This is a genomic window from Dokdonia pacifica (assembly GCF_900188275.1).
Lineage (GTDB): Bacteria > Bacteroidota > Bacteroidia > Flavobacteriales > Flavobacteriaceae > Dokdonia > Dokdonia pacifica.
This window is the reverse complement of sequence record NZ_FZNY01000002.1, coordinates 14,121-27,866: the sequence shown is the minus strand read 5'-3', so window position 1 is coordinate 27,866 and position 13,746 is coordinate 14,121. Positions and strand designations below refer to the sequence as shown.

The 13,746-nt window shown below is 32.7% G+C and carries 10 protein-coding genes; 2 read left to right on the top strand and 8 right to left on the bottom strand.

What is annotated here, in order from left to right; all coding sequences use genetic code 11:
• The first annotated feature begins 127 nt into the window (after positions 1 to 127).
• Together CHB80_RS07385 and CHB80_RS07380 are read left to right on the top strand one after the other, a co-directional pair.
• On the top strand, positions 128 to 1,180 hold the full coding sequence (locus CHB80_RS07385) for a helix-turn-helix domain-containing protein (protein WP_089370816.1): 1,053 nt from the start codon (positions 128 to 130) through the stop codon (positions 1,178 to 1,180).
• A 288-nt stretch (positions 1,181 to 1,468) separates the two neighbouring features.
• Positions 1,469 to 3,091, top strand: coding sequence for a nuclear transport factor 2 family protein (locus tag CHB80_RS07380; RefSeq protein ID WP_229746869.1), 1,623 nt, complete (start codon positions 1,469 to 1,471; stop codon positions 3,089 to 3,091).
• Between the two features lie 368 nt (positions 3,092 to 3,459).
• Here the strand turns inward: CHB80_RS07380 and CHB80_RS07375 are convergent, their stop codons facing one another.
• The 8 genes from CHB80_RS07375 to CHB80_RS07340 all read right to left on the bottom strand — a co-directional run bounded on the left by CHB80_RS07375 (position 3,460) and on the right by CHB80_RS07340 (position 13,526).
• Positions 3,460 to 4,623 (bottom strand): type III PLP-dependent enzyme domain-containing protein, encoded by a 1,164-nt coding sequence (locus CHB80_RS07375; protein ID WP_089370815.1) that lies wholly within the window; start codon positions 4,621 to 4,623, stop codon positions 3,460 to 3,462.
• A 15-nt stretch (positions 4,624 to 4,638) separates the two neighbouring features.
• On the bottom strand, positions 4,639 to 5,520 hold the full coding sequence (locus CHB80_RS07370; protein WP_089370814.1) for a Rossmann-like domain-containing protein: 882 nt from the start codon (positions 5,518 to 5,520) through the stop codon (positions 4,639 to 4,641).
• A gap of 38 nt (positions 5,521 to 5,558) precedes the next feature.
• On the bottom strand, positions 5,559 to 7,472 hold the full coding sequence (locus CHB80_RS07365; RefSeq protein ID WP_089370813.1) for a radical SAM protein: 1,914 nt from the start codon (positions 7,470 to 7,472) through the stop codon (positions 5,559 to 5,561).
• 36 nt (positions 7,473 to 7,508) lie between these two features.
• Positions 7,509 to 8,519, bottom strand: coding sequence for a radical SAM protein (locus CHB80_RS07360; RefSeq protein ID WP_089370812.1), 1,011 nt, complete (start codon positions 8,517 to 8,519; stop codon positions 7,509 to 7,511).
• A 57-nt stretch (positions 8,520 to 8,576) separates the two neighbouring features.
• On the bottom strand, positions 8,577 to 8,810 hold the full coding sequence (locus tag CHB80_RS07355) for a hypothetical protein (RefSeq protein WP_089370811.1): 234 nt from the start codon (positions 8,808 to 8,810) through the stop codon (positions 8,577 to 8,579).
• A gap of 578 nt (positions 8,811 to 9,388) precedes the next feature.
• The gene (locus CHB80_RS07350; protein WP_089370810.1) at positions 9,389 to 10,075 is read right to left on the bottom strand and encodes a DUF6090 family protein; all 687 of its coding nucleotides are present in this window, start codon (positions 10,073 to 10,075) and stop codon (positions 9,389 to 9,391) included.
• 152 nt (positions 10,076 to 10,227) lie between these two features.
• Positions 10,228 to 11,610, bottom strand: a complete 1,383-nt coding sequence (locus tag CHB80_RS07345) for a CotH kinase family protein (protein WP_229746870.1) — start codon at positions 11,608 to 11,610, stop codon at positions 10,228 to 10,230.
• Between the two features lie 257 nt (positions 11,611 to 11,867).
• A complete protein-coding gene (locus CHB80_RS07340; RefSeq protein WP_089370808.1) occupies positions 11,868 to 13,526 on the bottom strand; it encodes a tol-pal system YbgF family protein in 1,659 nt (552 codons plus the stop codon).
• Positions 13,527 to 13,746: the final 220 nt, after the last annotated feature.

Sequence of the window (13,746 nt, the reverse complement as noted above, 5' to 3'; positions counted from 1 at the left end):
ATACTATTTTACGTGACGTTAGGGTGGAAGAGTAGAGATAAAAATGTGTATGGAATGGGATCAAGTTTATTAAAATTAAAACTGACTAACACATAAGTAGCTGAAAATATTTTATTTTCTTTATGGCATGGAAGTAAATGCAGACATCTTAAAACATATTGAATTACTTGTAGGCAGTATCGGTGTTAGTATTAGTCTGTTATTTGGTATATTCTTATTAGTTACTAGAGCAGAGCGACACAAAGCCAATTTCTTCTTATCAATATATTTATTGGCGTTTAGTTTACGTATTGGAAAATCTATGTTTTATAACTATTTCCCCATAGATCCAGTAATTCGAAATGTATTTTTAGCAGTACTATTAGCGATTGGGCCTTCGCTATGGTTGTATGTTTCTCTTCGGAAACATCCACAACAGCAACTTTCTGGCAAAAAATATCTATGGCATTACCTACCCATGCTTTTATTTATGGCCTTATGTTGGATAATTCCAAACGATAGAGGCACTTTAGCTAGATTCATTCACTATGGACTCATAGGTCATATTATTGCGTATTCGGGATACACACTTTATGAGCTACTTAAAGATGGCAAAAAAGGAACGTCACATAGAGAACGTAAAATTGATAGTTGGCTACGATTTTTTGTAAACACGACCTTAATCGTCGTAATTCTCTATTTCTTTATTATGCAAAATATAATCCCATATTATATGGGAATGGCATTCCTGTTTTCGGCGGTGATTATTGCATTTTGTATATGGTGGTTACAAAACCCATTTCTTTTTAAAATTGAAGCCCAAAAATATGTCCAGTCTACATTAGAGCAAGGTGAAATTGCCCAATTATCAGCTACTTTAAAGCAATTAATGACTACAGAAAACCTCTATCTCGATCCAGATTTGACGTTAGTAAAATTAAGTAAGAAGATGGGTATTTCATCCAAACGGCTTTCACAGGTCATCAATCAATCTGAAAATATCAATTATTCAAAATTCATTACAAATTATAGAGTCGCTGAAGCTAAAAAACGATTGGTTGCAGACGAGTATCGTAATTTAAAGATTTCGGCCATTGCATACGATAGCGGTTTCAACAGTTTATCTTCTTTCAATGCGGCTTTTAAGAGTATTACTTCTACTACTGCGGTACAGTATCGCAATGCTTCAAAACAAAAGTAATAGTATATATACGTTACGCTTTATCGCTTCGCTCTCCCTATGATCGTGAACCTACTTGTCGGTAGGCAAGTCTCAGAAGTTCGCTTTATCATTTCATTCTCCCTCCAGTCGTGAATCTCACAAGTTCGATTTCGCGAAAGCATAACACATCCCTTACTAATCTTCATATAACATATCCTATAAAATATAGTAAATCTGCCCATTTTGTATGCCAACATCATGATTTAAGTAGGAAGTAGTGTCTATACCATAGACATTTACAGCCTATTAATTTTATAAACAGTCACGATGAAAAAGTATATCCAAGTAGTAGCTATGCTACTTACAATTCAATGTATAAATGCCCAATCTACTATTGATGAAGATGTAAATACCACCATCATACGATTAATTATATTGAATGATAATGGGGACATTTTATTAAAGAAAGCAACCGTTGGTTGGCTTACGATAGATACTGCATTTAAGAAAAGACAAACCATAAACGAAGTAATTGACAGTCTTTCTATTAAATATGGTATTTCCATATCTCAACCCAACCTTAAAGGTGTCTTTACGCACAAATATGCCTTTAAAAACACCACCTATATCAGGCAACTTTATGTGGCAAGATCTACGACTAATGAGTTACCCACAAACAAAAACGTGGAATTTATTTGGGCACCAAAAGAAGAAGCTATTGAAAAATTGAGTGGTACACTTCCTGCTATTGGTGAAATGGTAAATCAAATTATAGCATATCCCGACGTTGTTTGGGGAGGTTCTTTTTTAGTAGATAGAAAAAACGGAAAAATTACTTCAAAAATGACAGAAGATTTTTACCCCATAAGTGCCCCATCTACCTATAGAGAAGCATCATATGATCCTGCTGTAGTACAAACACTTCAGAAGTATATGGATGGCAGTTCGTATAATAAGAGAGAAATGCTCCTTAGTGCCTTTGCAGACAATGCCACATTATACCTCACAAACCGTGATGGGGATTTTAAAAGATATTCACCAAGTGCGTATGCCGATTTTTTTAAAAATGATGAAAAAGGCACATTCAATGGGAGAGTCGCTAAAATTCTAGATATTACCATTACAAAAGATATAGCAACGGCCAAAGTTGAAATTGCCGGCCCTAATAGGGCATGGGTATATATTGATTTGTTCTTGCTTAAAAAGTTTAAAAATGAGTGGAAAATTAGTAGTAAAACAGCAACAAGGGTAGATGAAACTCCTAAGAATGCTGTATTATTTGTAGTTTCTAACGCTCATTATTATGCAAATTCAGACATTCCTACAGGTAATAGTTTTTCTGAAATTGTAAATGCCTATGATGTTTTTAAAAAAGCAAATTATACTATTGATTTTGTAAGTCCAAAAGGAGGTGCGGTACCATTAGCTTATATTAACACATCAGACGAGATGAGTAAAAAATATCTATATGACCCCCAATTTATGAATGCCTTGAAGAATACAAAGTCACCTTCAGAAATTGATGCTTCAAAATATAAGGCTATCCAATATATTGGAGGTGGAGCTGCGATGTTTGGGGTTCCAGATAATAAAGAAATTCAAACGATAGCCATGGATATTTATGAAAAATATAATGGAATTTTATCTTCAGTTTGTCATGGAACCGCTGGTATTGTTAATTTAAAGACAAAAGATGGAAAATATGTAGTTGATGGTAAAAGCGTAAGTGGGTATCCTGATGATTATGAAAATAAAGATGCCCCATATTTTAAAACATTTCCTTTTTTAATCAAAAAAACAATTGAAGAAAGAGGCGGTGATTTTAAATTTTCCGAACGAGGAAAATTTACTTTAGAGGTAGATGGACGTCTCGTTACTGGGCAGAATTTTCAATCTTCAAAGCCTGTGTCTTTAAAAGTTATAGAATTAATAGCCGCAATGAAAAAATAGACTAGGTCTTTGTTTTTGTACAGCTCAATGAAAAAGATCAAGTAGACCTTAGAAGTAGGAGTAGGGTGGAGTGCAGGATTTCTTCACCCCAATTTTCTTCTTTTTTTCTTTCTAAAAGTTTCTTCTACAACTGTAATGAAACCCTTTAGGATTCACGAGCACTTATTTATTAAAATAGGAGAGATGCGAGTAAATACTCTTTTTGCTAAAAGGGTAGGAGCGTGGAGGCAAAATGTGTATGGAATGGCTTTATTTCTTACCTGTTGAATAATTAACTCTCTTTTTATCAAAAATCTCATATTCAAGCTTGATAACTTTAAAGTAAATCATAGATTGTATTCAAATTATGTGTAATCTAATAACTAATTTTAATTATTATTTACAGCAGTATTTCTTAATGGCAAAAATAATATTTCAGGAATTTGTAAAAGGTGAAAATCACATATATACATAATAGAATACATTCCTACGTTTGGGAAAATGAATCGATCTCCTTCATGAAAACGTTCATGACTTCCTATATTACCAATAATCCTCTGAGAACATGCAGCATCTAATATATTTGCTTTACTCATAATTATTTCTAAAGAGCTTTCCCTTAAAACATAGGCAACACTAGGTGGTTTTCTAAGCCCTATAGTTGGGCCTAAATCTAGATGATAATTCAAAGTTCCTGTACAAAGATTGTTTACATATTTTATTCTACCTATCGCATTACATGCATTGTATAATACAGCTGTACCAGGTTCAACAATAATATCTATTTTAAATTTCTCTTTTAGAATTCTTAATTTTTCTGTAAAAAAAATTAATCCCCCATTATAATAACCAGCATCCAAATCTTCTTTTAGACCATCATATTGAATTGCTCCACCAATATTAATAAATTTAACATTAGGCAATTTATTTTTTGAAAGTAACTTCTCACAAGACTTAAGACCTATATCATGTATACCATAATACGTAATTCCTTGAATTGCGCTTGCATATCTAGGATTAGGTATAATTTTAGTTTTTATATAGTCCCATGTAGCTCCATAATTTATATGAATAGGATCTATTTCATTGAGGTTAAGACGTAATACAAAAACCCCTTTTGGAACGAGATTTATTAACCTATCCAAATCTTTTGTATTTTCAAAACTAAAGTATCTAATTCCCATATTAGCAAGATTCACAATATCTTCTTTGCTTTTACAGGGGTTGCTGAAAATAATTTTTTTAGGGCTAACTTTTAGTTCGAGAAGTCTCTTCACTTCACCAATACTAGCTGTTTCAAAGCTAGCACCATTATCTTTTAGTGTTTTTAAAATTCTTACTTCTGAATTTGCTTTTAGAGCATAATGAACATTGCACCCCTCAAAAGCTTGTTGAATGATTTTATAATTTGATCTTATTCGTTCTAAGTCAAAAACAAAAGCTGGTTCTGGATTTTTATATGAACAACAATACAATAATAATCTTGAATTCACATCACCTGAATAAGTGTCAGAATCATTTATAAAAGGTAAAATTTCTAGTTTTTTTTGCATTTTATTAATAATACATTAGTTTGGTAATAGGTAAATAAAAGGTAATCCTCCTTCAAAGTATTGTGTTAAAAATTTTCCACTTAAGTCTTTTTGAGCATCTTTGACAATAGCCCTGGGTTTTATAGTTGTCGAAACCATGTCTACACCAGCTTCAAAAAGGAATTTTGGAAAAATACCAGCAGATTGCCCTTGCACAATATTAAAACTATTTTTATGTGCATTAAGTATTTGTGAAAGTGTGCCATTACAAAGACTTGATCCTGTAATTGATAATAAGTCGTATTCTTTATCAGCATGGTCTTCAAAACTATCAAAAAAAGTAATCTTTTTTTCAGGCTGATCTATAAGCCAATCACGCAACATACTATTCATTTCTTCATAACGCGTCTTGTAAGATAAATCACACACATAAATATTATTTATTGATGTTTCTTTAATTAAAAATGGTAAATACCCTCCAAAACCAATTACTAAAGCAGACTTGCTATCAAAAATTTTAGAATGATAAGGAAATTCTTTATGTATAATAAATTCGTTGGTTTTATTTGTGCTTAGATAAGGTTGAGATAAAGCGCTCGTAAGGGCACAAAGAATGCATGCACAAGCTAAACTGAATTGATGATCATTTTTCCAATCATTAAAAATTGAATGGGAGAAGCCGTCTTTAGAAGTCAGTAATTGTGGATCGTTTGCTATTACATCATTTATAATATGCATTAAACCACCATTAATTAAGTGATTCGCATTATAGTATGACATTACCGCACCAACATTATTGTCAGAAAGTTCAACGACCGTAAAATAAGAACCTAAAACAATATGTTTAATTGATATATCATTATCATCTCTTAAACAATTTAAATATTGAATTGTTTTATCAATTAATGGATCATGCATAATTATTTTTATTAAAATAGTTTTAGATTTTAATAGAATTAATTAAATCTAGTGTTTCTAAATGGAAATCTAAGTCCGTTAGCACCTTTATCTGGCCATACCTTACCGTAGTGTTTTTGTTTGATAAGGGTAGAGGTATATTCTGTTCCAAATGTAAATTTGAAGATTGGCGTTTTACATTCTGCAATCCCGTGAAGACAAGAAAGCTCAATGGGCCAACTTAAAATTGATTTAAGAAATTGAATGTTTTCTTCACTTTCATTAATCATAAAGAATTCTATTAATTTTGTAGAGGTATCATCAGAATCCTTATAGTTTGTCAAATCCCAAGGAATAACGGATAGACCAATTGGAGCTAGTAAAATATTAAATAACTGATTTTCATAATCAAAAACTTTTTCTTGTTTAGGGGAAAGTAATTTATTAAAATTATCGTCTATATTACTATTCTTATCTGATTGACTATTAGAAACTTGAAGATTAATATCAAGTTGTGTTTCATTTGAAGTTTTAGATGAAAACAAATTCTTTGTTAAATCTATAGCATTACTGTTTAAACCTAGATCTTTTATTTTTGAACTGTATTCATTCAGTTTTTCAAGTGGAATTCTTATAGATACAGTATCTAGGATTTTTTTGTAAACAGCATTTATTTTAAAGTTATTGATTCTTTGTACTAAAGAATAAAGAGCATGTTCGTACTTTTCTTGTGCGGCTTTACTTGCCCATGAAAGTCTCAATTTACTTGGGTTTATAAAACCTTCATTCAAGTTGATATTTCCCACTATATTTTCTTGCTCTTTCCATTCCTTTACAAGGTCTTTTAAAAGAACATTTTTTTGTTTCATCCAATGGGATAAATTAAGGTTTTCTAATTCTTTTCTTTTCAGATGTTGAGATATTGGTAGTTGTCCTGAAAATTGAATCTTTTGTTCAATAACCTCAAATACTTCTTTCCAAATTTCACAATGCTCACTTCTATTTCTCCAATCACCATTAATTGATGTACCAGGGCATTGCCCCTTACATATTAAGAAAAATCTACAATCTTTACAGCCGTTTTCTTCCTGTGGAGTTTGATAAAGTGAAATATAACGATCATAACCAATATCTTTGTTTTTCAAAAAACCGACGCCGTCTTTATTAGATCGTCCACAATTTGATAAATATCCATTCCCCTCTAAACCTTGTACTGCATTAGTAGTTAGTGGGTCACAAGCATGCCATACACAACCTGTGTTATCATCATCTACTAGAAGCAATTTTTCAATTTCTTGAAAAATATCAAACGTAAGAGTTTTAAGGTGATTTTGCTCTAGTTTTTGAAAATGTAATAATGCTTCAATTGATTCACTTTCTGTTAAAGCAAGTTGTTCACGTACTATCAATGAATCGACCTCTAATAAATGTAATCGAACCATTGTAATCCCTTTTTCTTCTAAGTTTAAAATCCAATCAGATAATTTATTTAATAGGTTGGGAGATGCATTATTTTTATGTAATGTTAATATAATAGAAGTAAAAATCCCTTCATCACAGAGCTTTTCTATTGCTTGATGGGTTTTTATTGATGCTTTATCTGTTTTTTCTAAACTACCGGCCCATCTTGCATGGTTTAGTTCTAATGGTCCATCAACAGAAATACCTACTTTTACATTATAACGTTTAAATAAATCTACATGCTCATCACTAATTAGTATTCCATTACTTTGAACTTGGTTTACACCAAACCGTTTATATCCCCATTTAAATAGTTTCTCAATTTCATTTATAGGCATCAATAAAGGTTCTCCTCCAAAAAGAGAAAAAGGTTGATCTAGATTAATTAATTTATTTTTTAATAAATCTAAGTCAATTTTTGGTATGGCTCCTTCATAATTTCGTTCATTTTCTTGATAACAATATTTACAACGAATATTACATTTTACACCATACGGTCGTACTTCGATCATATTATTATTTTATTTTTCCTTTTAAATTTTAATGAATTAATGAGACCAGTTCATTGCATTATAAATTTTTTCTTGAAGTTCAAAAGTAGAGCTCATAATCTCTGACATATCTCTAGCTTTTTTCAATAGGCTAGGGGAGGTAAATAAAGTATTACAGGCATCACAAATACCGTCAAAGTCATTTTCGGTAAGAGGAGATTCATTATCTTTTGTTATTTGACATAAAAGACTCACAGGTCCTTGTAAGGCTATCCAACGATATAAATTATCGTTTCGAGAATCTTCTATTATTTTGGATAAAGATTTTTTACCATAAGTACCTTTTTGCATTGTTTCAAGGTTAGGAACCACTCCACAACACGGAACAATTGAACCATCTGTATGAACTGTAGTTTGTTTAATTACAGAGGAACATGGGCCTTTAAAAGCTCTATGATCTTTTCTCCTTGATAATCGACGATCAATATCAGAACTATCTAACGCTCTACCGGTGCTATTGATAAGTGCTTGACTAATTACTACTAGGTCAGAATTTTTGCAATTTTCATCAAGCAATTTTTGAACATATTCTTTATCAATTACTGAATCTGGTTCAACAGCAACTTGAATTGTAACCTTAATTCCTAAATGTAATGCTGCATTTACAGCGTTTATAACAATATTCTCTTTTAAATAAGCCGCATGAGGGTCATCATAGGAAAATATAATTTCCTGTAACCCCACATTTTTGAACTTTGAAAGGTAATTTATAGCATGATCTGGATTTATTCCCCAAAAAGCACTAGTAACTACTTTTGTTTTAAGATTAAGAGAATTTGAATATTCTATAGCCGAAATGAGTAATTTTTTCCTAGCAAAAGGTTCACCACCTGCAAAACTTATTGTTTTGAAATTTAATTCCTTAGCATCTTTTATTATAGACATAAGTTTATTAAATTCAATATCTTCTTTCAATAATTTACTAGCACTTACATTACAATGATCACATTCAAGTGGACAAAACTTCGTAAGATGAACTACTAGTTCATCTAGTGTTCTAGAAAACATAAATACGAATAGTTTAAACAATTTGGTTTTAAAAAAACCAAATTGTTTATTAATATTTTAAAGATCAATATGTACAATTGATGCAGCAGATTTCGAAAGATCACTAGCCTTTAATGACTTTGCTTTTGATTCGATCGCTTTAGCTGTAACGGCGTCTACGCTAATACCTAATTTGTTAAGAGTTTCCTGAGCGTTTTTTGACAGAGATTCTGTAACGGTTTCGCGGGAAGAGAATTCTAATGCAGCATCTTTCAAAGCATCTACATTATCAGTGTTGACTTCAATTTTCATGTTATAAATATTTAATTGGTTAATTTAAAAAACTGACTTACAATTAGTTAAATATACACTTTTTTTCAACTAAATAATAATTATTCTTACATATTCTTGATAATAACAGGTTTTAAAGCAAGTTCTAAATACTATTGAACAGTGCAAATAAAAAAAAGTTGAATCATAGCACAATTAGAACAAGGGCTTAGAAATTTACTCACAGAGAAATTTTAAGCTGTTGTGACTAGCTTGCAAGAATGCCGTAGAAAAAAATCTTGCAGGATTATTATCATATACGCGAATTTTAAGCAAACCTAAAAGGCTTTCCAACCACATTATCTCGCAATTTCCTAAAAATGTCCACTGGACATTTTCTTAACGCAAGTTCGTTTGGCGGTGGCTATGCGGTTGGATAATTGTGTGTAAAATAAATTGCTAGAGCAATTTATTTTATAAAACAATCGAGCGTTTGTGAGCGGCAATTTTACATAATGTCTAATTATAGCTATCAAATAGCGAAAATCTTATATAATTCTAAAATGAGATATTTGTACTATAATTTATATTATGTCAAATAGAATAATTGCAATACAACCCTATTCCTCCTGTAATCGCTTATCTAAATCTTCTAGCGTTTTTCTTGCTGTGATCTGATATTGTTGTAAATAAGGCTGTAAATTTTTATATACTAGATTGTAATGAATTGCTAATCGTGCTCTGTAGGATTTGCTCATATAATAATCTAGCATCTCTGGATTATCTATTTTACCTGTTAATAAATCTCCTATCCAAGGATGATTTGTTTTTAAATAATACATATTCTCATCAATATCCTCACCAATACGTTCATGTGTCGTATTCAATAAATGATCAAATATGCTATGATTTGCCAAAATACGAATCACCAAACTATCAGACTCTTTACTCGAACTCTCAAATCCTTCTAGTGACCGGATTCCCTTTTTTTGTAACTGAAATGGCGTATATGATAATACCAGACCAAATGCTACTGGTTTCTCTTCATAAGATGCAATGGTTACCGTATCACTCAAAAATCGCGTAAATAACTTTTCTTTTTGCTCTAATACGTTTAAGACTTGTCCTATAGTTAACGTATCTATTTTAAGATCTTCTTTATAGGTGGTTAGGATTCCTTCTAGGTTTTTCTTGGATTTCCGTGACTCATTAGCATTATTAATACTCACGGCTATCAAGATCCCTATCACTACAAAGACAATCTCTCGTATGCCGTATAGTAAAAACCCTTTAATTCCTTTTTTCATGTACAAATAGACTCAATTCATATGTTGTCTCTAAGATACACTTTTTATCAATTTTTCAAGATGTCTTTATACACTCCTGCCTGCCGGCAGAAAGGTTCACAACCATAGAAAGAGCGTAGCAACAAAGTAGTATCGTTAAAATAATTTCAATACTACAGACTCTCTATCTCTGTATCTAACCAATTTAAACGTTGTGTAATCCAATCTTTTAGATAGGTAACTTCTGAATCATATGAAGATCCTACAAAGTTATTAGGCCATACATAGACACCTAATACGGGCCATCTAGAAAAATTGGCTTGCGCAGATCCGCTGGTTTGTACTTCTGTCACATAATCATCAATCTTTTCTGTGATATATCCCTCAGAAAATGTACTTGCGCGTAATGTAGTCCATCGCTCTTGTAATTGAGTAACAAAAGCAGGGTCTTCCAAAAGACGTTCCCACCAAAACGGAATTTGCCACGTATCATTAGAACAACGTTCATTAAAACGATATGCCCACACCATATTAGATCCTCCACTACAATAGTCGGCATTTCCAAAAGCCAAATTAAAATCCCAGATAGGTCCCATTTTCAACTTTTCATTCTTGTCTTTGGTGATCCAAGTACTGAGACGATAGCCATCTACATTATTAGATAACTCATTCAGCAAGAAGAAATCTATAAAGCTATCGGTATCAATAAAAGCACGATAGCCTACATCAGGATCGGTAAACGTATCTGAAGCAAGTGCAGTTTCAAAACCATTTACGTATGTAGAAATATACTCTTTTTGTTCAGGAGTAATATCTTCATCATCTGGATCATCATATAAAAAATGAATCTCCTGCCCTATTGTTGAATTAGGCGGATCTATTTGAGAAGGAAATGAATTTGTATCGGTATATAGGGTTTCGTTAGTACCGTCAGCTTTATCTAGTTTAAGGATATACCCACCTGTGAGATCTTCTCCCGTATTTTCATCATCTTTTAATTTATTGATGTCTATACGATTACTATCACGTTTCAATTTCTCCATAAAGACATACATTCCATTATAAACCCCATTGATATAAACCTCAGCGAGTTTTGATCTACTTGCATAACGTCCCATATCATTCGATAATTCATAAATCAAATGATTTCGCATCAATGACTTATCACTATAAGGCGCATATAAAATCCAGTCTTCCTCTTCGGGAAACCCTAGTAAAGAGACATCTAGATCTTCATTGGCTTCGTCTCGGGTTTCAAATCCGAAAGATTTTTTAGGAAATTGTTGTGACGATGATCCTCTAATCTCAATGCCTATAGCACCTCTGTGTGTCTCTACTCCTGCTTCTACAATCACTAATTCGGCATCTATCTTTGGTTCGTCTACAATCGTAGCGCCATTGGTATTGATCAGAAACTGTGGTAACAAATCTTCAACAGCAACCTCAGGCATCATTTCTTCTTCTCCTGTAATTACATCTGGATCGTCATTACAGGCAATCACGAGCAGAAAGAATAAGAATGGTGTATTATAAAATCGTTTCAACATCATTTTCATAAGATGAGTCATTAGACTCTTAAAAATAAGGATAATTGTCTTTTAATGAAATAGAATCCTAATTATTAACAATTTAAATAGCCTACTAAACTTTTAATTTCCTACAAAAGAGACGATCTAGCAATTACCAGATCGTCTCTTTTGTATAGAATTTCTTGTATACGCTTTCGCGAAAGCGTACTTATGAGACCTGCCTGCCGGTAGGCAGGTTCACAACCATAGGGAGAGTAAAACGCTAAAGCGTATAAAAAAACATATTAATTAGATAGCTTGGCTAATCGTTTCTTCACCGTAGTCGCTAAAGTACTACTCGGGTCAAGGGTTAAAATCTTCTTGTAATTCTTTTTTGCTTGATCCAGTTGTTGCATTTGCTCTTGCGCACTTGCCAGGCTGTACCAGGCTCCTGGAGATGCTGGGTATGCTTTTGTTACAATTTGCATGATATAGATGCCTGCGTCTGTCATCCCTTGTGAAAATAAACGATAGCCGGCTTCGCCAAGTTCTTTTTCAAAATTTGAATATTTATAAGAAGGGTCTTTTGCTATTTTTAATGCGTCTTTTTCAAACTGCTCCATCTTCCCTTCTGTAAATAGCTGTGTTAAATGCTTGGTAGGATCTAGTATAAAATCTGTATCTGTATAGTTTAAAGCGGCTTGTAAAACAGGGTCTTCATTCTGTATATAATCTGTAGAAGTCATCGTTACTGCAATGTGTGGGATGGTCCAATCCTTATTTTCCCATTGTGGCATGTCTTGCCACCATGCATAGGATAAATACGCATTCATTTTTGAATTTGGTAAGGTCACACGTCTGGCATCTCCATAAAAGTTTTTATTCTCAGCTGTGGGTTCTCCTACAAAGATGGCTTCTGTGTAGTTTTCTATCTCATTGGTAAGGTTCTGACAAGCAGAAAACGTATTACGACCTATGATATAAAAAAAGGCTCCTTTTTTATTGAGATGTGGACGCGCCATAATCCCTTTAATGAGTGGTTTATTATTGTAATTATTTCCGCCTCCATTTAAACGGACATCATAGACAAGTTTTTCTACATCATGAGTATCTATAGCAGCAAACAAACGCTTATAGAAATCTGCTAAGGTTTCTTTTTCATCATTAAACACAGAACTCTGACGCACATACATTGTTTTTGATGCTTCTAGATATTCGAAGAAGTAAAATTTTTCGTTTAACTCTTTCAAAAATAAAGGGGTTGTATTTTGTTTTCTAACGCTTACCCATGATTCATTTGGAATGGTAAATCCATAATCTCTAGAGAGTTCTTTAAGCGCTACAGCCGTAAGTGTATATACAAAGGTTTTTCCATCTTTTTCTAACGTTAATGGGATACTCGTTGAAAATTCTGAAACAACTCCTTGGGCATGCAAAATAGAAGGAACCGTTAAGAAACGAAGTCCATAAGCTTTAAAGTAACTATCATTTTCTACAGGAACAACAGGTCGTACTGCTTTTAAAGCATCTTCTATAGGCATATCCCCTACTTTGATCACCTTAGCTCCTAAAAGGTTTTGATGTTCTTTTTGTACCCCTTCTACAAAAACACCATCTTCAAAATGGTATAGATTAATAGGTAATACGGCTTCTTTTGCTAAAGTGCTAAAGGGTATTTGTGTATGCCCATATTCAAAAAGAGAGACCATTCTGGTGAGACTAACTTTGATTTCATGAGATGCTAATGTCGGGATTTGATGATACAACTTTTCTACTTCCGCATCCCAAGTAGTACGATCTATTTTTTTAAATAAAAATGGATAGTTTTCATGCACTGTTTTTTGTAGATATTTTAAATCTTCTTGCCATTGTGACGTAGTTAATGCCTCTTGGCTTCTAAGAATTCCAGTACTGATGAACACTAGTAGAGCGCATACCATTAATTTGAATGTGATTGATTTCATGATTTTTTGATTGATTGTTACTAACTAGAGTACAAAAGAATTGTTTTGTTACATATAATCATATCACAATACGTTGAATTGTCACTATGGCTATTTGAATTGTTTTTTATACGCTTTCGCGAAATCGAGCTCGTGAGATTCATGACCGTAGGGAGAGCGAAGCGGTAAATCGAGCTCGCGAGACCAGCCTGCCGGCAGGCTGGTTCACGACCGAAGGGAG